The following is an 18,005-nucleotide window of genomic DNA, read 5'->3' as shown; positions in this document are numbered from 1 at the left end:
TCCGGGAGGCTCCGGCGATGCTCGACGACACACCCTGGGACGACGCCGACGACCGCATCGGCGCCTGGCAGGACCGCATCGAGGCCCGGGCGAGCCGTGTGCGGGCCCTGGCCGTCCGGCTCCGGGAACTCCGGGCCACCGCGTCGTCCGGCGGCGGCCTGGTCCGGGTCACCGTGGACAGTGGCGGCGCGCTGACCGCCCTCCACCTGGACGACGCGGTACGCCGCCACTCCGCACCCTGGATCGCCGAACAGGTGCTCGCCGCCTTCGCCGGGGCACGCGCCGAGCTGTCCCGGCAGGCCGAGCGGATGGCCCGCGAGGACGATTCGACGGAGGGCCGGGCCCTGCTGACCGCGCTGACCGACCGCTGGTCCGGGACCGGCCGACGGGACGGGACCGCACGATGACCGGTCCGATGTCGGCGACCCCCGGAGAGCTCCGCCGGCACGCCGCACACCTGGAGACGATCGCCCAGGACCTCGGCGCCGCGCATCGGGCCGCCGGCCGCACCGCTCCGGCTCCGGACTCTTACGGCCGTCTCTGCGTCATGGTTCCCGATCTTCTCGTACGCCTCCAAACGCCCCTGACCGAGGCGTTGGAAGCCGCCGCCGGGGCGATCGCCCGGACGGCGTCCTCGGTCCACGGCGCCGCCGAGAGCTACGAGCTCACCGACGAGGACGCCGCCGGCGCGCTCCGGCACGACGGGCCGGACTGATGGCCGACCCGACGGCCACCGCCTGGACCGGCATCTGGATCGCCGAGGACATCGACCTGATCCGCACCGGCGTCGAGAACGGCAGCTGGATCGACGGCTCCCTCGGCGTGGCCGGCGCCGCGCTCGACGGGCTCGCCATGACCTTCGACCCGTTGGGCACGCTGCTGCAGTGCGGCGCCGCCTGGATGATCGAGCACGTCCGCCCGCTCACCGAGGCCCTGGACTGGCTGGCCGGCGACCCGCCCGCGATCGCCGGCCACGCGCAGACCTGGCGGGACGTCGCCACCGGCCTGCACACCCGGGCCGACGACCTGGCGTACGCGGTCCGCATGGACCTCTCCGAGTGGACCGGCGCGGCCGCGGCCGCCTACCGCACGCGCTCGACCGAGCAGCAGGAGGCGCTGACCGCCCTGGCCAAGGCGTCCGAGACGATGGCCGCGATCACCGAGGGCGCATCCATGCTGATCGCCGCGGTCCGGGTGCTGATCCGCGACGCGATCGCCACCGTGGTCTCCCGCCTGATCGTCTACGCCGCCGAGGAGCTGGCCACCTGGGGCGCCGCCACCCCACTGGTCGTCCAGCAGGTCACCACCTTGATCGCCACCTGGTCCGCCCGCATCGCCCACTGGCTCCGCAAACTCCTCTCCAGCCTCCGCAACCTCCTCCCCATCACCCACCGCCTCACCACCCACATCGACGAGATCAAGCAGGTTCTCAACCGCCTCCACCACCAGGAACCCGCCCTGAACCGGGTCCGGGGACGTGGAGCAGGACCGATCCAGCTCTACAACATGGAATCGGTCCGCAGCATCGCCGCCAAATACGGCATCGACATCGCCGGCCTGAGGATCCAATTGGGACCCAAGAACATCCGCGGTTGGCACGGCAAGACGAAGCCGGACGGCTCGATCGTGCTCTTCGTAACCGGCTTTCGCAGCGAGGAGGATCTGGCCCGGACTCTCGTTCACGAGAAGTTTCATCACGACGAGCTCGCGGCTGGCAGGCCTTATCCAGATCTCGATGCGACGAAAGCCTACGAGGATCGGGCCTACGCACACGAGGACCGATGGTGGAATAATCAACCGATCCGACCCGAACCGAGAACCCGATGACGGCGACCTACGACCAGTGGCTGGAAACCTACAGCGACGCCTTCGACGCGTCTCCCGGCCGGATCGGCATCGCCTGCCCCAACTGTGGCCACTTCTGCCTGCAACGAATCTTCACCGGTGACCTCGACCGCCTGGTCGGCTACTGCCATTTCTGGTGCGACAACTGCCGCACTGGCATCTTCGTCGGCCGTACCGATATCCCGGAGGGCGCTGTCATCCGGGACATTCACGTACCGGAGAACGAACGAGTGCCGAGGATTCCCAGCTATCGGTTGATCCAAGACCTCTAGGCGACGGCCTCGAGGGAGTCGGTCCAGATGGCCCAGCGGGTGTCGGGGCCCATGGACTTGGCGCGGTACATCGCCAGGTCGCCGCGGTGGACGATCTCGTCGTGGGTCAGTTCGCCCGGGGCCGAGACAGCGACGCCGATGCTGGCGGCCAGGGCGATCAGTTTGCCCTCGATCACCACCGGGCCCATCGCGGCGGCCAGGCGGCCCGCCACCTCGTAGGCCTCCTCCGGGCGCAGCAGGTCCGCGAGCACCACGGCGAACTCGTCGCCGCCGAGACGGCACGGCAGGCCGGCGGCGGGGACGCAGTCGCGCAGCACCCGGCTGAACTCGATCAGGACCTGGTCGCCGGACTTGTGGCCGAGGGTGTCGTTGACCTCCTTGAAGCCGTTCATGTCGATCACCAGGACCGCCGAGGAGCGGCCGGACTTCGCGCCGCGGACCAGGCCGGCGTTGGACGTGGCGCGGAACAGGCTGCGGTTGGCCAGGCCGGTCAGCGGGTCGGTGACCGCCTGCTCGTCGCTCTCCCGCTGGACCAGGGTCTGCCGGAAGAGGACCAGCGCGCTCAGCGTCGCGCCGCCCAGGGCCAGGCCGCCCCACGGGAAGAGCGAGTGCTCCTTCACCGCCGCGGCCAGCATCAGCAGGTGGGCGACGGCGATCGCGGCGTACGGCAGGTACTTGCCCCGCCCGGCCTGCTCCCGCAGCGAACGGGCCACCGCGCCGCGCACCCGGCTCTGCTCCACGGCGGCGGCCGCGAGCAGCGCGTCCGCGGTCAGCCAGCAGACGAACTGCCAGGCGGAGTGGAGTTCCAGCTGGCCGCCGCCCTTGAGGTAGCCGTGCACCGCGTCGCCGGCGAAGAGCACCAGCGTGCCGGCGGTGAGCAGGCGGAGCGGGTGCTGGGCGGACTCGTCGGAGCCGCGCAGCAGGGCCCGGGCCACCACGAAGAGCAGGGCCAGGTCGGCGACCGGGTAGACGACCGCGGTGATCAGCACCGTGGTGTTCAGGCCGTGCGCCTCCACGTACGGGCCGAACGAGGTGTAGAAGAGCACCATCGTGCCGCCGACCAGGACGATCCCCGCGTCGAGTCCGGTCTTCCAGCGGTCCCTGGTGTTCATCGGGGCGAGCGGGAACCGGAGCAGCGCGATCAGCAGGGCGAGCACGAAGGCGATGTGCGTGATGTCGTCGGCGGTCGACGAGGTGCCGTCACCGTCGAAGAGCATCAGCAGCGGCGGCGAGGCGACCAGCACCACGAAGCTGACCGCGACCGCCCGCCAGGCCTGCCGCTGCCGGGACGGCAACGTGTGCTCGCGGGCCGCACGGAACGCCGCGACCAGCCCGATCAGGCCGAAGGTGACCCGTGCGGCCTCGGCGACGTACTCGTGCTCGCGCAGCGCGAACATCGTCACGTAGAGCAGCCAGAGCACGAGATGTACCGGCGACACGCGGCGTCCCCAGACCTGCATGTGCCCCCTCCCGGCGCTCCGACGCCCTGGGTGATCGGTCGCGGCGGGGCGGACTTGAGGGGCCCGCCGTCCGTAGGATTCCGGCATGTCCGTACCCCAGACGCACGACGACGCGGTCACCCTCGCCCACGCGGTCGCCGACGGGCTCCGGCCCGGCGCGGCCCAGCGCGACCGGGACGGCGCCGCGGTGATCCCGTACGACGCCCTCGCCACCCTCGACGCCTCCGGTCTCCTCGCGATCACGGTGCCCGTCGCCGACGGCGGCCCCGGCCTCGGCCCGCGCACCCTCGCCGAGGTGACCCGGATCCTGGCCGCCGCCGACCCGGCCGTCGCCCAGGTGCCACAGGGCCACTTCCTGCTCGTCGACGTGCTCGCGCTGCACGGCTCGCCGGAGGCCCGCAAGCGGCTGTTCGCCGAGGTGCTGGCCGGCCGCCGGTTCGGCAACGCGCTCGCCGAGCGGGGCGGGGCACACGCCCAGGACCTGCGCACCCGGATCACCGGTGGGCGCCTCGACGGGGTGAAGTACTACACGACCGGGGCCCTGACCAGCGCCTGGATCGCGGTCAGCGCGCTCGACGAGGACGGGCGGCTGGTCCTCGCCCTCGTCCCACGGGACGCGCCGGGCGTGCACGTCGACACCGACTGGGACGTGATCGGGCAGCGGGCCACGATCAGCGGCACCGCCACGTTCACCGGGGTCGAGGTGGAGCCGGCGCTGCGGGTCGACTACGCGGCCGCCTGGGCGGTCCCGCAGCAGCTCGGCGCCCGGGCCCAGCTGGTGCACACGGCGATCGAGACCGGGATCGCCGGTGCCGCCCTCGCGGACGCCCGCGAGTACCTGCGCACGAAGGCCCGCCCGTCGACCGAGGCGGTCCGCGCGGGTGCGGCGGGTGCGGCCGACGACCCGCACGTCCGGCACCGCTACGGACGGCTGGTCACCCGGGTCCGGGCCGCCGAGGCGTTGCTGGACAGCTCCGCTCGTACCCTGGAAAGGGTTGGACTCGTGCCTGTCGACGCGGAATCCGCGGCTCACGGATCGCTCACGGTCGCGGCCGCGAAGGCCTTCGCCAGCGAGATCGCGGTGGAGGCCGGCTCGGAACTCTTCGCGCTCTGCGGCACCAGCGCGACGGCGGCGAAGTACGCCCTGGACCGGCACTGGCGCAACGCCCGCACCCACAGCGTGCACGACCCGGTCGACTGGAAATACCACCACATCGCGGCCTTCGAGCTCGCGGACGTGCTGCCGCCCAGCCACGGTCAGCTCTGACCGGTACGCGGCCCCGCGAACCGGATTGAACCGCGCGGGGCCGCCGTACGACATACCGGTGACGAAGGGAACCGACGGTGCAGGACCTCGATCCGGACAGCATGACGTGGATGACGGCCCAGGAGCGGCAGGCGCTCGACGGGACGACCAAGGCGTGGAAGGACCACTACGACAGTAGCCCCAACCCGGAGAGCAGGCTGCAGTACCAGCGCTCGATCCGGGTCCACCTGCTGCACGGGATGAACGGCTCCCCGTCCCAGGGCATCGCCGTCGGCGTCGTCGCCGCCGCCGAGCTGAAGGACTTCCAGAACGCGACCCGGCTCGACAATCCCGAGGACCCCAAGTACAACAGCAGGCTGGCCATGACCCCGGTGGCCAAGAGCCTCTGGGAGAACCTCGCCAAGGTGAACCGGTTCGCGGGCGCGGCGGGCGGCCCGGGCCCCCAGCACCTCCCGGCCCAGCACCTCCCGGCCCAGCAGCCGCGCAGCGGCAGCCCCACGCCCAGCGTCACGGCGCCGGCCGCGGCGAACCAGAACAGCCAGTCGCTGTAGGGACGTCTAAGATCCACGGCGTGACGGGACCCGGCATCTACCTCGCGAACACCGTGGCCATGTGGACCGCCCTGGTCCCCGGTGCCCGGATCCTTCCCGGTCACCTGGAGGCCGAACGGCCGCGGTCCACGCGGGTCGTCCTCCGGGACCGGGCCGCCGCGCCCGCGCTGAACTCCCGCCTGGCCACCCTGGCACCGGACCGGATCCTGCAGGTCGAGGACGTGTTCGGGGTGCTGTACCCGCCGCCCGGCTCCCGATCCACCCGGATGCCGGTCATGGATCGGCCGATTTCGCCCGGCATTTCCAATAAATCGGATTTGTCGGTTAAGGCGGATTTGTCGGTTAAAGCGGTCGACACTCCCGCCGAACTGGAGTTCGCTGAGCGGATCATGGTGGACGGCTTCCCGCTCCCGGCCCACCAGCCCCTGGTCCCCGGCCGCACACTGCCGCCGCACGTGCTGACCACGCCCGGCTTCCGGGTCTGGCGCAGCGGCGAGGGCGCGGCCGCGTACACCTTCGACGACGGCGCCGCGGTCGGCCTCTACTGGCTGGCCACCCTCCCCGAGCACCGCTCGAAGGGCCTGGCCCGCCGCCTGCTGACCACCGCGATCGCCGCCCACCCGGACCGCGTCTTCACGCTGGTCGCGACGCCGGAGGGGCGGCCACTCTACGAGTCCCTGGGCTTCACCGAGGTCGCCACGGCCACCTGGCACACCCGCCCACCGAAGAACCAGCCCGTGTTGCGGAACGCGGGCTAGACGGGCAACTCCACCCGGCGGCCGCCGCCGGTCTCGTCGAGCTGGTCGTCGGTGACCATCGCCCACGCGCCCGGCGGCACGCCCTCCATCTCGGCGACCTGTGAGGCCGCGTCGAGCAGCGCCTCCTCGCTCGCCGCGTGGATGAAGAACACGTGGGCGTCGTTGAACTCCTCGCCGTCGTCGTAGACGGCGACCTCTCCCCGGTCGTCGAGGCCCTCGAGATAGTCCTCGACCTCATCGATCCACCCGGCCGGGCCGCCACCCCTCGGCACATGGATCTCGACTAGCAAAGCCACGATCCCATCGTAGGTCTCTCATCGAAGTCGTAGACCGTCACCGCGACATCCCGCTCGCAGAGGCTCGCCGTGACCAGCGGCTCGATCCGCTCCCACGTCCCGCCGGCCAGCCCGCAGCCGATCCGGGGCATGTGCACCGAGGCCTTGCGCCGCAGCGCCTCCCGCCCGACCGTCGCCAGGCAGGCGCCGATCGCGTCATACCGCACCGGCGGGCCCGCGCTGCCCGGTTTCAGCCCGTGCTGGCCCACCATGTTCGCCACCCAGACGTCCGGGGTCACCTGGATCAGCCGGGTCGCGCCGAGCCCGAAGTCGTTGCCCGCCCGCGCCCGGTGCCACTGCCGGAAGTCCCGTTCCGGCTCCGGCCACCGTCTGGAGAGCGCGAGCACGAACCCCTTGCCCCAGCCCCCGACGTCGTTGCACACATGCGCGACGATCTTCGGCCCCTTGGCCTGAGGACTGGTCGCGTCACCCTTGATGATCTTCATCTCCACCATGCCGACATCATCGCCCCGACCCCTGACGGAAATCGAACGGAAATTCGTCTTCGCCGCTGGGCAACGAGAAGTTCACGCCGAAACACATCCATGGACGTCGACGCCCCGTAGATCTTGTGTGTCCGGTGGAACCGCCTCCGGACATCCCTCGATGGGAGCTCCCATGCGCCTGATCCCCCGTCTGGTGGCCACCGCGGTCACCGGCGTGCTCGCCGTGGGCCTGCTGGCCTCGCCGGCCCAGGCAACGCCGCCCAACATCCCCTCCAAGGCCACCGCGACCACCGAACTGGCCGCGCTGACGGTGGCCGCCGAGGCGAACGCCGACACGTACGACCGGGACCTGTTCCCGCACTGGATCACGATCTCGGGCACCTGCAACACGCGCGAGACGGTCCTCAAGCGGGACGGCACGAGCGTCGTCGTCAGCTCGGCCTGCGCCGCCACCTCCGGCAGCTGGTACTCGCCCTACGACGGCGAGACCTGGACCGCCGCGAGCGACCTGGACATCGACCACATCGTCCCGCTCGCCGAGGCGTGGCGTTCCGGCGCCAGCGCCTGGACCACCAGCAAGCGCCAGGACTTCGCGAACGACCTGACCCGGCCGCAGCTCATCGCGGTGACCGACAACGTCAACCAGTCGAAGAGCGACCAGGACCCGACCACCTGGAAGCCGCCGCTGACCTCGTACTACTGCACCTACGCCAAGATGTGGGTGGCCGTGAAGTACTACTGGGGTCTCACCCTCCAGTCGGCCGAGAAGACCGCGCTCACCAGCATGCTCAGCACCTGCAGCAGCTGAGCGATTCCTCCCGGGCAACCCCGTTCCTGGTCACGGCCGTCGCTTCCCCGCGGCGGCCGTTCCCCTTTCCCTCGTACGCCCTACGCCCCGAGACGTCACCGCGCTGGACGGCCCCCACCAGCAAGACTGCGCACTTGAGGAGCCGGCACCGACCGCAACGCCCGCAGGAGCGGAGTATCGCACCGTCATATACCGAATGTCGGCTTCGGTCGCGCTGCCCGTCAGCCCGGCCCTCTGCCCCGGCCGGTCGCACATGAAGGCATTTCGATCGCTCGAACGGGTGTTGCCCCTACCCGGAAGCTCTCAAGCACCCGGTCCTGCCCCACCAGACGGTCGACGGCGACCACGTGCCCCCGCCGCGCACACCGACTCACCGGTGACGATCAGACGGTCTCCCGCGACTCCGGGCACTCCTCTTCGGGTTCCGGCTGCCCGGACTCCCGATGGCATTCCTCGATCACCTCGAAGAACCGGCGCTGACGGCGCGAACTCCCGAAGGCCCACCTCGGATGAGTCTTCGCCCACCAGCGATGAGCGGTCGGGTCCTGGAAGAAGGCCAGAAGCAGGACCCGTAGCTCGGGCTCGCTCATCACGCGGAGATCCCACTGCATGAGCCAGTAGCCGACCCACAGGTTCAGGTAGACGAACCGCCGCGTCTCCTCCAGGTCCTCGCTGAACGACCGGTCCCAGATCAACGTCGGATCCTCGAGCGAGAGCCTGTTCAGCTCGAAGTGGCGCTCACGAGCCGCGACCATTTTCATCTGCCGGTTCTGCTGCCACTGCAGGGTGACCGAGACCGCGATGCCACAGAAGGCCAACGCCGACAGCACCGCAGAGATCCCACCGTACGCCTGCCCGACGTCCGAGAGCGACGACCAGTCATCGGTCAGCCGCAACAGCCCGACCATGGCGAGCGGCGAGGCGAGAACCAGCCCTACGACGCACCCCGAGACGACCGCACCCAGGACGTACTGCCTCACGGATCGCTTCTCCACCGATCACCCCACGTGTCGAGCCGACTCCAGCACGCACACTATCCACAGTGGGCAAGCGGGACGACCCGGTCCTCGGGCCCGGCGTCAGGGGGCGAGCAACTCCCCGGTCCTCGGGTCCGGGCCCTCGCAGAAGCGCTTCAGCACCCGCTCGAACACGCCCGAGTCGTCGGCCCGGGCGAAGAGTGTCATCGACGAGCGCAGTTTCAGGTCGTCCGGGAAGCCGAAGATCCGCGAGACGTCGGCGCCCTCCGGCAACCCGAGCAGCGTCTCCGCGCACTCGATCAGCCGCGCGCCGAGCAGCGGGTGCGCCAGGTAGTCCCGCGCCTCGGCGAGGTCCCGGATCGCGTACCGCCGCGCCGTCGGGCTGGAACCCAGCCCGGCCAGCTGCGGGAACACGAACCACATCCAGTGTGACCGTTTCTGCCCCGCCGCCAGCTCTGCCAGGGCGCGTTCGTAGATCCCGTCCTGCGCGTCCACGAAACGCTGCAGTTCACTCATGGCTCCCCCGATCATCGGCCGTCAGCATGGATGCCCGGCCGGGGCTCAGGCAAACCGGGCGATGTGCGCGCCCGGATCCCCCGGCACCACCCGGGACGCGGCGCCCAGCCCGCTCACCCCCTCCACGGTCACCTCGACGATCCCCGCGTCGGCGAGGACCAGCGTCTCGCCGCCCACCGGCATCCGCAGGATCACCTCGCCGTGGTCCCGCACCTCCCCCCGCGCCGCGGAGAGCCCGCTGATCCCGCTGATCAGGTACCGGTCCAGGTGCGGGTGCGGCGTCGCCAGCAGCCGGCCGCCGTGCACCGACAGGATCCACGGCACGCTCAGCGTCCCCTCGTCGCTCCCGAGCCGCGCCAGCACCACCCGCCGGCCCCCGTCGTCGACGAAGGTGGCCGCCGGCCCGAGATCCCCGCGCCCGAAGACGTCCCAGCCGAGCGGCGTGAACGTCCGCCCGTCGTAGTCGCCGACCGCGTACTCGATCACGTCCCCGTTCCCCAGCAGCAGCACCCAGGCGCCGGCCAGCGGGAACAGCCGCGGACAGGAGGCACCGTCGCGCTCCACCAGCACCCCGTCGTAGTCCCAGCTCTCCAGGTCCACCGACCGGTACTGCAGCACCCCGCCGGCGCCCGCCACGATCATCCGCCAGCCCCCGTCCCCGTCCCCGAAGACGTAGGGATCCCCCAGCTCCCCCGCGATCACGGCGTCCGGTCCGGTGCTCCATCCCCCGAGACCGCTCGCCGCCTCGGCCTTGAAGACCCCTTCTCCGGTACGCCCGAAGAAGAGCACCGGCCCGCGTACCCCGTCGACGACGGACCCGCACCACCGGGGCCCCGCGCCGGGTGCCGCCACCACCGGCTGCTCCCGCCAGATCACCAGGTCGTCGGAGACCGCACGTCCCCACCCGCCCGGCGTCCCGTTCCCCGATCGATGCTCGTAGAAGAGGTGGTACCGCCCCTCGACGCGCAGCACCCCGAACAGATCGCCCACCCACCCGTCCCTCGGCAGGAAATGCAGCCGGGGACGCACACCCGCACTCGGCCCTGTGCTCATGCCCTCTGCCTAACATCACCGGCAGCCGTGCACCAGACCGCGATCTTGCCAATCCCGGACGTCATCCGGCCGCGCGCCGGTACCACTCGATCTTCTCGCGGACCCGGGACTGCTCCCGCCGGAGCCGCTCGACCTTCGCGTCGATCTCGGCGTCGTGCTCGGCGAGCAGGGCGACCCGCTGCTCGTACGTGTCGTCGCCGCCGCCGAGCAGCTCGGCGAACTGCCGCAGCCGGGCGATCGGCATCCCCGAGTCGCGCAGGCAGCGGAGCAGCCCCAGCCGCCCGAAGTCGTCCTCGGAGAAGACCCGGTGCCCCGTGGACGTGCGCTCGACCCCGTGCAGCAGCCCGATGCGCTCGTAGTAGCGGAGCGTGTCGATGCTGACCCCGAGCTTCCCGGCCACCTCGCCCGGCGTGTAAGGCACGCGTTACCCCCTCGGTTACCGTACGGTCGTGCGAACGGTACTTCACGTGGGCTGTGCGATGTGGTCCCTCAAGTCGTGGCAGGGCCGCTTCCTGCCGCATCCGGCGAGCCCGGCCGAGCGGTTGCGGGCGTACGCGAGCTGGTGCACCGCCGTCGAGGGCAACACCACGTTCTACGCCACGCCGACCCGGGAGACCGTCACCACCTGGGCCGAGCAGACGCCGCCGGACTTCCGAATGATCCTCAAGCTGCCCAAACGGATCACCCACGAGCTGCGGCTCACCGGCGCCGAACCCGAGCTGCGCGCCTTCCTGCACGCCGTCGAGCCGCTCGGCCCGCGCGCCGCCGCCCTCTGGGTGCAGCTCCCGGGTTCGTTCACCCCGGCCGACGCCGGCCTGCTGGTGCGCTTCCTGCGTTCGCTTCCGGATTCCTTCCGGTACGCCGTGGAGGTGCGTCATCCCGACTTCTTCGCCGCACCGCACCGCTTCGAGGACGCCCTCGGGCAGGTCGGCGCCGAATGGGTCCCGTTCGACACGACGACCATGTTCGCCGCGCCGCCGGCCAGTGACGCCGAGCGCGACGCGTGGACCAAGAAGCCCCGGATGCCCCGCCGCGACACGGCCCTGACCGACCGCCCGATCGTCCGCTACCTGGGCCGCGACGACACCGCCCGGACGATCGAGGGCTGGCAGCCGTGGGTCCCCCGGGTCGCCGGGTGGCTGCGCGAGGGCCGTTCGCCGACGTTCTTCCTGCACACCCCGGACAACGCGGACGCCCCCGAGCTGGCCCGCCGCTTCCACGCCGAGGTGGCCGCGCTGGTCCCGGGCCTGGAGCCGCTCCCGGAGCCGGAGCCGATCGCCCCGCTGACCCTGTTCTGACGACCATCCCGCCCCGGGGTGCAATCGGCCGCGACGGCGGTCGGGAAGGCGACACCTCACGCCGTCGAGTGAGCTGCCCCCGCGTTCCGTCAGACAGAATCGGAGCAGTCGGCTAGGGAGGTACGCGATGACGGAGAAGACGTACGCCGGAACCTTTGACCGGGACACCGCCAACTGGCTGCGCAGCACCCAGGCCCCCGACGGCACGGGCGAGTGCGTCGAGGTCGCCGGCCTGCCCGACGGCGGCCGCGCGGTCCGCGACTCGAAGGACCCCGAGGGGCCCATCCTGTTCTTCACCCCGGCCGAGTGGGACGCGTTCGTCGAGGGCGCCAAGGACGGCGAGTTCGACAACTGACGGCGGTTCAGCCGCGGTAGGCGCACCGGAGCACGACGAGCGCGTGCCGGACCACGTCCACCCGGCTGCCGGCCCGTGCCGTCCTCCGCCGGCGGGCGAGCAGCGGGTCCGCGGTGTGCGCCGCGATCTCCCACGCCGGACCGTACTCCCGGGACGGCAACGTGAACGACACGTCCTCGTCGAGGGGGTTGAAGAGCAGCAGGAACGAGTCGTCGGTGATCTCCTCGCCGAGCGGGCCCCGCTCCGGGATCCCGTGGCCGTTGAGGAAGACGGTCATCGTCATGCCGCTGCGGGTGTTCCAGTCCTCCTCGGTCATGATCTCGCCGTCGCGGCGCAGCCAGGCGATGTCGGGGAGCTTGTTGTCGTCCGCGACGGACCCGGTGAAGAACCGGCGGCGCCGGAAGATCGGGTGTTCGGCCCGCAGCCGGGTGAGCAGCCGGACGAAGTGGGTGAGCACGTCCTCCTCGCGCGCGGCCCGCCAGTCCACCCAGGCCAGTTCGTTGTCCTGGCAGTACACGTTGTTGTTGCCCTGCTGGGTACGCCCGAGCTCGTCGCCGTGCGCGATCATCGGCACGCCCTGGCTGAGCAGCAGCGTGGCGAGGAAGTTCCGCTTCTGCCGCTCGCGCAGCACGATGACGTCCGCGTCCTCGGACGGCCCCTCGGCGCCGCAGTTCCAGGACCGGTTGTAGCTCTCCCCGTCCCGGTTGCCCTCGCCGTTCGCCTCGTTGTGCTTCTCGTTGTACGACACCAGGTCGTGCATGGTGAACCCGTCGTGCGCCGTCACGAAGTTGATCGACGCGATCGGGCGGCGCCCGTCGATCTCGTACAGGTCGGAGCTCCCGGTGAACCGCGACGCGAACTCGCCCAGGCTGGACGGCTCGCCGCGCCAGAAGTCGCGCACCGAGTCCCGGTACTTGCCGTTCCACTCGGTCCAGTTGGGCGGGAACCCGCCGACCTGGTACCCGCCGTCCCCGACGTCCCACGGCTCGGCGATCAGCTTGACCTGGGAGACCACCGGATCCTGGTTGACCAGGTCGAAGAAGGCGGCGAGCCGGTCGACCTCGTGGAACTCGCGGGCCAGCGACGCGGCGAGGTCGAAGCGGAACCCGTCGACGTGCATCTCGGTGACCCAGTAGCGCAGCGAGTCCATCAGCAGCCGCAGCGACTCGTGGTGCCGGACGTTGAGGCTGTTCCCGGTGCCGGTGGTGTCGTAGTAGTACTTCCGGTCGTTGTCGACGAGCCGGTAGTACGCCGGGTTGTCGACACCGCGGAACGACAGGGTCGGCCCGAGGTGGTTGCCCTCGGCGGTGTGGTTGTAGACGACGTCCAGGATCACCTCGATGCCGGCCTGGTGCAGCGCCTTCACCATCGACTTGAACTCCTGGACCTGCCCGCCGCCCCCGCCGAACGAGGAGTACCCGTTGTGCGGGGCGAAGAAGCCGATGGTGTTGTAGCCCCAGTAGTTCCTCAGGCCCCGTTCGGCGAGCCCGCTGTCGTGCACGAACTGGTGCACCGGCATCAGCTCGACGGCGGTGATCCCGAGCTTCGTGAGGTAGTCGATCATCACGGGGTGGGCGAGGCCGGAGTAGGTACCCTGCACGTCGGCGGGGATCGACGGGTGCGCGACGGTCATGCCCTTGACGTGCGCCTCGTAGATCACCGTCTGGTGGAACGGGATCTTCAGCGGCCGGTCGTTGCCCCAGTCGAAGAACGGGTTGATCACCACGGACTTCGGCGAGAACGGGGCCGAGTCCGCCGCGTTGTACGAGTCCGGGTCGCCGAAGTCGTACGCGAAGAGCGCCTGGTCCCACCGGTAGTCGCCGTCGATCGCCTTCGCGTACGGGTCGAGCAGCAGCTTCTCCGGGTTGCACCGCAGTCCCCGGCCGGGGTCGTACGGCCCGTGCACACGGTAGCCGTACCGCCGGCCGGGGGTCAGGCGTGGCAGGTACCCGTGCCAGACCAGGGCCTCGCGTTCCGGCAGGTCGACCCGCGTCTCGGTGCCGTCCTCGTCGAAGAGGCAGAGCTCGACCCGCTCGGCCACCTCGGAGAAGATCGCGAAGTTGGTGCCGCCGCCGTCGTACGTCGCGCCCAGCGGGTACGGGTTCCCCGGCCAGATTTTCATGCGCCCAGCATTGCCCAGATCGAGGGCGCTCGAAAACGTGACCAACGTCCCCCGGAAACGGAATAGTTATAGGAGTACAACTAAAAGCGTGCCCCGCCGCTACCTGGTCCTGGCGATCTGCTGCATGAGCCTGCTGATCATCAGCCTGGACGTCACCATCATGAACATCGCCCTGCCCTCGATCCGCGAGGACCTCGGCGCCTCCGTCTCCGGTCTGCAGTGGACCGTGGACGCGTACACCCTGGTCCTCGCGAGCCTGCTGGTGCTGGCCGGCTCGACCGCCGACCGGGTGGGCCGCCGCCGGATCTTCCAGACCGGGCTGGCCCTGTTCACGGCCGCCTCCCTGCTCTGCAGCCTGGCCCCGAACCTGCCGATGCTGATCGCGTTCCGGGTGCTGCAGGCGGTCGGCGCCTCGATGCTCAACCCGGTCGCCATGTCGATCATCACGAACACCTTCACCGAGCCCCGCGAGCGCGCCCGGGCGATCGGCGTCTGGGGTGCGGTGACCGGTTTCGGCATGGCGATCGGCCCGGTGGTCGGCGGCTTCCTGGTGCACGGCCTCGGCTGGCGCTCGATCTTCTGGGTCAACGTGCCGGTCGGCGTCGCCGCGCTGGTGCTCACCACGCTCTTCGTACCGGAGTCCCGCGCGCCGAAGCCCCGCCGTCTCGACCCGGTCGGCCAGCTGCTGGTGCTCGCACTGCTCGCCACGGTCACGTACGGGATCATCGAGGGCCCCGCGGCCGGCTGGGCCTCACCGGAGATCGTCGGCTGCTTCGCGCTCGGCGCCGCCGCGCTGACCGGCCTGCTCCGCTGGGAGCCGCGGCGCCCCGAGCCGCTGATCGATCTCGGCCTGTTCCGCAGCCCGCCGTTCGCCGGCGCCACGCTGATCGCGGTCTGCGCGTTCGCCGGGCTGGGCGGCTTCCTCTTCCTGAACGCGCTCTACCTGCAGGAGACGCGCGGCCTCTCGGCACTCGAGGCCGGCCTCTACACGCTGCCGATGGCGGGTTCGGTCGCGCTCTTCTCGCCGCTCTCCGGCCGCCTGGTCGCGGCGCGCGGCACCCGCCTCCCGCTCCAGCTGGCCGGTGCCGGCATGGCGCTCGGCATGCTCCCGCTGACCTGGGCCGGAGCGGAGACCCCGGCCTGGCAGCTCTTCGCCGGCTACCTGCTCTTCGGGATCGGCTTCGCGATGGTCAACACGCCGATCACCAACACCGCGGTCTCCGGGATGCCCCGCGAGCGGGCCGGGGTGGCCGCGGCGATCGCCTCGACCAGCCGCCAGGTCGGCAGCGCCCTCGGCGTCGCGGTGATCGGCGCGGTGCTCGCCTCGGGCAGCACCCACGCCGGCTGGTGGATCCTCTGCGGACTCGGCGTGGCCGTGTTCCTCCTCGGGCGCCTCAGCACGGGAGAATGGGCCCGCAGCCGTGCCCGTACCCCCGAGAAGGCCCTCGCATGACCACCGAGCTCGCATGACCACCGGGATGGACCCGGCGATGGACCCGGGGATGGACCCGGCGGAGCGCGCCTGGCGCGCCCTGCGCGCGCTGGTGCACGACCAGTACGACACGAAGGCCGAGGTCAGCGCCGCGCTGGGGATGAGCTTCCTGCGGGTCAAGGCGATCGGCCTGCTCTCCGGCAGCGCCCTCTCCCTGCGTACGCTCGCGACGCGCCTGATCTGCGACCCCCCGTACGCCACGGTGATCGTCGACGACCTGGTCTCCCGTGGCCTGGCGGTCCGCTCCCCGAACCCGGCCGACGGACGCTCCCGCCTGGTCACCCTGACCCCGGCGGGCCACCGGGCGGCCGCCGAGGCCGACCGGATCCTCGGTACCCCGCCACCCGCCTTCGCCGCCCTGGACCCCGCCGACCTGGCCACGCTGTCCGAGATCCTGTCCCGGATCACCGGACAATGACCCCGTGACGGACCTTCTGGACATCACCCGGATCCACTACGAGCGGGCCGCGGCCGACCTCCCCGCGGCCGCGAGGTACTCGACCGCCGGCCGGGCGCGACGCTGGTCGAGGTGGCGAGCCATCAGCGGATCCCGGAGCTCCACGGCGACCTCCCGACCCACCACCGGGCGCTGCACGAGGTGAACCTGGGCTGGCACCCGCGCGCCGAGGACCTGCTCTGGCGCCCGGAACTCCAGCAGGTCAAGCGTTCGCAGAACGGCGACCTGAACGTCCGCTACCGGACCGGCGAGAAGGCCTCGTACGTGCGGGCACTGACCGCGCTGATCGCCGAGCACACCCCATATCTGAGGGTCCGGTACGCCTTCTGAAGAATGTCCCGGTGACTTCCGGCTACACCCCCGCACCCCTGCCTCCCCACGGATCGATCCACGACTGGATCTCCTCGGCGCCGCTGCGCGACCTCGTCGCGGAGTACGGCGCCCGCCCGCCGTCGGAGGCCCCGGCCGGCGAGCTGCTCGACTGGCTCGCCGACTTCTCCGCCGCGCACTGGGACTTCCGCCGGATCGGTCACGTCGAACGGCACCAGGTCACCGCGCCCGCGTTCACCCCCGCTCGCCGCGCGCTGATCGAACGAGTGGCCACCGCGCTCGGCTTCGTCACCGCCGTGCCGCCCCGCGAGGACGCCTACGACCACCTGCTCGTCCTCGGCGGTCTCGCCCGCACCTGCCTGCAGCGTGCCGAGTTCGCGGGCCGCCTGATCACCGAGCGCGGCCTCCGGGTCCCCGAGGTGACCGGGCTGGGCAGTCTCCGCCCACTCGGCCCGGAGGAGACGGCGACGCTGCCGGCCGGTGCCGAGCACGAGGTCGACGCCCTCGACGCCGCGTTCCGGGCCCACCTGGACGGGGTGCGGTTCCGGGCCCTCGCCGCGCCCTCCAGCGAGCCGGGTGTCCGCCGGGCCAACACCGCGGACACCTATCACTTCTGGGCGGAGCGGGCACGGCTCGGCGTGGGCGACCGGGTTCTCGTGGTCACCTCGCCGATCTTCGTGCCGTTCCAGCACTGTGACGCTCTCCGAACCCTCGCCGTACCGTACCGGTGCACGATCGAGACCGTGGGTCTCGACGCGGCCCGGGCCACCCTCCCCACGCCGCCGGAGGCGACCGGGCCGGACCGCTACCTGCAGGAGATCCGGTCCGCGATCCTCTCCCTGCGGCGGCTGTTTGCGGCGCTCTGAAAGGATCTTGGAATGGCACGGGACGTTTTCGACGAGGTGGCGGCGGAGTACGACAACCTGGGCGTGGACTTCTTCACGCCGATGGGCACGGCCCTGGTCGAGGCGGCCGGCGTGAAACCCGGCGACCGGCTCCTCGACGTCGGGTGCGGGCGGGGCGCGGTGCTCCTCCCGGCGGCCGAGGCGGTCGGCGCCACCGGGCACGTGACCGCGACCGATCGCGCTCCGGCGATGGTCGAGCTGACCCGGCGGTCCACCGCGCACCTGCCGCAGGTCACGGTCGAGGTCGGCGACGCGCAGGCCCCGGACTTCCCGGCGGGCTCGTTCGACGTGATCACCGCCGGACTGGTGATCTTCTTCCTGCCGGACGCGGCCGCCGCGCTGCACGCGTACCGGAAACTGCTCCGGCCTGAGGGGAAGCTCGCCTTCAGTACGTTCGCCGCGCAGGACCCGCGCTACGTGGCTGCCATCCGCGCGCTCTCCGCCCTGCTGGAGACCCCGCCGCCGCGGCCCGCGGCGATGACCTCGACGTTCCAGAACCCGGACTGGCTGCGTTCCACGGTCGCCGGAGCCGGTTTCCCGGACGCCCGGATCACGACGTTCACCGTCGAGTCCCGGTTCCGCGACGTGGCGCACCTGCTCGCCTGGACCGGCTCGCACGCCGGGGCCAACGTGGCGCGGCGCGTCCCGGTGGAACAGGCGGTCGGCGCGCTCACCCCGATCTTCCCGGACGGCCCGCCGTCGCTGACCACGACGATCAACCTGGTCGTCGCCTCGTAGGCTTCTCGCCTCCTCGGGCC

The 18,005-nt window shown here is 71.4% G+C and carries 23 protein-coding genes; 15 read left to right on the top strand and 8 right to left on the bottom strand.

Annotated elements, in window-relative coordinates; all coding sequences use genetic code 11:
* Window positions 1-17 precede the first annotated feature (17 nt).
* From AB0M08_RS10100 to AB0M08_RS10085, 4 genes are read left to right on the top strand one after another with little or no spacing between them, the layout of a single operon-like run.
* Entirely contained in the window at window positions 18-407 is a 390-nt protein-coding gene (locus AB0M08_RS10100; RefSeq protein ID WP_364491136.1) for a YbaB/EbfC family nucleoid-associated protein, read from the top strand.
* Window positions 404-715, top strand: a complete 312-nt coding sequence (locus AB0M08_RS10095) for a type VII secretion target (protein WP_364491134.1) — start codon at window positions 404-406, stop codon at window positions 713-715. Before AB0M08_RS10100 ends, AB0M08_RS10095 begins: the two co-directional genes overlap by 4 nt.
* On the top strand, window positions 715-1,827 hold the full coding sequence (locus AB0M08_RS10090) for a hypothetical protein (protein ID WP_364491132.1): 1,113 nt from the start codon (window positions 715-717) through the stop codon (window positions 1,825-1,827). The genes AB0M08_RS10095 and AB0M08_RS10090 overlap by 1 nt, the downstream gene beginning before the upstream one ends.
* Complete coding sequence (locus AB0M08_RS10085) at window positions 1,824-2,117, top strand: hypothetical protein (protein WP_364491130.1); 294 nt, start codon at window positions 1,824-1,826, stop codon at window positions 2,115-2,117. Before AB0M08_RS10090 ends, AB0M08_RS10085 begins: the two co-directional genes overlap by 4 nt.
* On the opposite strand, the gene AB0M08_RS10080 is transcribed toward AB0M08_RS10085, so the two are convergent.
* Window positions 2,114-3,556: a GGDEF domain-containing protein gene (locus tag AB0M08_RS10080; RefSeq protein WP_364491128.1), complete on the bottom strand. Its 1,443-nt coding sequence runs from the start codon at window positions 3,554-3,556 to the stop codon at window positions 2,114-2,116. The two genes, AB0M08_RS10085 and AB0M08_RS10080, sit on opposite strands and share 4 nt — an antisense overlap.
* Before the next feature lie 106 nt (window positions 3,557-3,662).
* Here AB0M08_RS10080 and AB0M08_RS10075 point away from each other — a divergent pair, with 106 nt between their 5' ends.
* The 3 genes from AB0M08_RS10075 to AB0M08_RS10065 all read left to right on the top strand — a co-directional run bounded on the left by AB0M08_RS10075 (window position 3,663) and on the right by AB0M08_RS10065 (window position 6,153).
* Window positions 3,663-4,844 (top strand): acyl-CoA dehydrogenase family protein, encoded by a 1,182-nt coding sequence (locus AB0M08_RS10075; RefSeq protein WP_364491126.1) that lies wholly within the window; start codon window positions 3,663-3,665, stop codon window positions 4,842-4,844.
* 77 nt (window positions 4,845-4,921) lie between these two features.
* Window positions 4,922-5,395 (top strand): hypothetical protein, encoded by a 474-nt coding sequence (locus tag AB0M08_RS10070; RefSeq protein WP_364491124.1) that lies wholly within the window; start codon window positions 4,922-4,924, stop codon window positions 5,393-5,395.
* Window positions 5,396-5,415: 20 nt separating this feature from the next.
* Window positions 5,416-6,153: a GNAT family N-acetyltransferase gene (locus AB0M08_RS10065; protein WP_364491122.1), complete on the top strand. Its 738-nt coding sequence runs from the start codon at window positions 5,416-5,418 to the stop codon at window positions 6,151-6,153.
* Here AB0M08_RS10065 and AB0M08_RS10060 read toward each other — a convergent pair.
* A complete protein-coding gene (locus AB0M08_RS10060) occupies window positions 6,150-6,449 on the bottom strand; it encodes a hypothetical protein (RefSeq protein WP_364491120.1) in 300 nt (99 codons plus the stop codon). The genes AB0M08_RS10065 and AB0M08_RS10060 overlap by 4 nt on opposite strands.
* Window positions 6,437-6,943, bottom strand: coding sequence for an Appr-1-p processing protein (locus AB0M08_RS10055; RefSeq protein WP_364491118.1), 507 nt, complete (start codon window positions 6,941-6,943; stop codon window positions 6,437-6,439). The genes AB0M08_RS10060 and AB0M08_RS10055 overlap by 13 nt, the downstream gene beginning before the upstream one ends.
* Window positions 6,944-7,106: 163 nt before the next feature.
* Between AB0M08_RS10055 and AB0M08_RS10050 the strand changes: the two genes are divergently transcribed.
* A complete protein-coding gene (locus AB0M08_RS10050; RefSeq protein ID WP_364491116.1) occupies window positions 7,107-7,742 on the top strand; it encodes an HNH endonuclease family protein in 636 nt (211 codons plus the stop codon).
* A gap of 383 nt (window positions 7,743-8,125) precedes the next feature.
* Here the strand turns inward: AB0M08_RS10050 and AB0M08_RS10045 are convergent, their stop codons facing one another.
* From AB0M08_RS10045 to AB0M08_RS10030, 4 genes are all read right to left on the bottom strand, one after another.
* Window positions 8,126-8,722 (bottom strand): DUF6082 family protein, encoded by a 597-nt coding sequence (locus AB0M08_RS10045; protein WP_364491114.1) that lies wholly within the window; start codon window positions 8,720-8,722, stop codon window positions 8,126-8,128.
* Between the two features lie 99 nt (window positions 8,723-8,821).
* Entirely contained in the window at window positions 8,822-9,235 is a 414-nt protein-coding gene (locus tag AB0M08_RS10040; RefSeq protein WP_364491112.1) for a DUF1810 domain-containing protein, read from the bottom strand.
* Window positions 9,236-9,280: 45 nt separating this feature from the next.
* Entirely contained in the window at window positions 9,281-10,288 is a 1,008-nt protein-coding gene (locus AB0M08_RS10035) for a hypothetical protein (RefSeq protein WP_364491110.1), read from the bottom strand.
* A gap of 61 nt (window positions 10,289-10,349) precedes the next feature.
* The gene (locus AB0M08_RS10030) at window positions 10,350-10,709 is read right to left on the bottom strand and encodes a MerR family transcriptional regulator (protein WP_364491108.1); all 360 of its coding nucleotides are present in this window, start codon (window positions 10,707-10,709) and stop codon (window positions 10,350-10,352) included.
* A 58-nt stretch (window positions 10,710-10,767) separates the two neighbouring features.
* Here AB0M08_RS10030 and AB0M08_RS10025 point away from each other — a divergent pair, with 58 nt between their 5' ends.
* Together AB0M08_RS10025 and AB0M08_RS10020 are read left to right on the top strand one after the other, a co-directional pair.
* On the top strand, window positions 10,768-11,586 hold the full coding sequence (locus AB0M08_RS10025; RefSeq protein WP_364491259.1) for a DUF72 domain-containing protein: 819 nt from the start codon (window positions 10,768-10,770) through the stop codon (window positions 11,584-11,586).
* 127 nt (window positions 11,587-11,713) lie between these two features.
* Window positions 11,714-11,941, top strand: a complete 228-nt coding sequence (locus AB0M08_RS10020) for a DUF397 domain-containing protein (RefSeq protein ID WP_364491106.1) — start codon at window positions 11,714-11,716, stop codon at window positions 11,939-11,941.
* 7 nt (window positions 11,942-11,948) lie between these two features.
* Here the strand turns inward: AB0M08_RS10020 and glgX are convergent, their stop codons facing one another.
* Window positions 11,949-14,063 carry a glycogen debranching protein GlgX gene (gene glgX / locus AB0M08_RS10015; RefSeq protein WP_364491104.1) on the bottom strand — a complete coding sequence of 705 codons (2,115 nt, stop codon included), beginning with the start codon at window positions 14,061-14,063 and terminating at the stop codon, window positions 11,949-11,951.
* Between the two features lie 88 nt (window positions 14,064-14,151).
* On the opposite strand from glgX, the gene AB0M08_RS10010 reads away from it, so the two are divergent.
* From AB0M08_RS10010 to AB0M08_RS09990, 5 genes are all read left to right on the top strand, one after another.
* The gene (locus AB0M08_RS10010; protein ID WP_364491102.1) at window positions 14,152-15,516 is read left to right on the top strand and encodes an MFS transporter; all 1,365 of its coding nucleotides are present in this window, start codon (window positions 14,152-14,154) and stop codon (window positions 15,514-15,516) included.
* Between the two features lie 13 nt (window positions 15,517-15,529).
* The gene (locus AB0M08_RS10005) at window positions 15,530-15,973 is read left to right on the top strand and encodes a MarR family transcriptional regulator (RefSeq protein WP_364491100.1); all 444 of its coding nucleotides are present in this window, start codon (window positions 15,530-15,532) and stop codon (window positions 15,971-15,973) included.
* Between the two features lie 111 nt (window positions 15,974-16,084).
* Window positions 16,085-16,342, top strand: a complete 258-nt coding sequence (locus AB0M08_RS10000; protein WP_364491098.1) for a hypothetical protein — start codon at window positions 16,085-16,087, stop codon at window positions 16,340-16,342.
* Window positions 16,343-16,353: 11 nt separating this feature from the next.
* Window positions 16,354-17,208, top strand: a complete 855-nt coding sequence (locus tag AB0M08_RS09995) for a hypothetical protein (RefSeq protein WP_364491096.1) — start codon at window positions 16,354-16,356, stop codon at window positions 17,206-17,208.
* A gap of 12 nt (window positions 17,209-17,220) precedes the next feature.
* Entirely contained in the window at window positions 17,221-17,985 is a 765-nt protein-coding gene (locus AB0M08_RS09990) for a methyltransferase domain-containing protein (protein WP_364491094.1), read from the top strand.
* The last annotated feature ends 20 nt before the right edge of the window (window positions 17,986-18,005 follow it).

The organism is Actinoplanes sp. NPDC051851 (assembly GCF_040681165.1).
In the GTDB taxonomy this organism is placed as follows: domain Bacteria; phylum Actinomycetota; class Actinomycetes; order Mycobacteriales; family Micromonosporaceae; genus Actinoplanes.
Note: the sequence above shows the minus strand (reverse complement) of the source record. Positions and strands in the feature narration are given on the sequence as shown.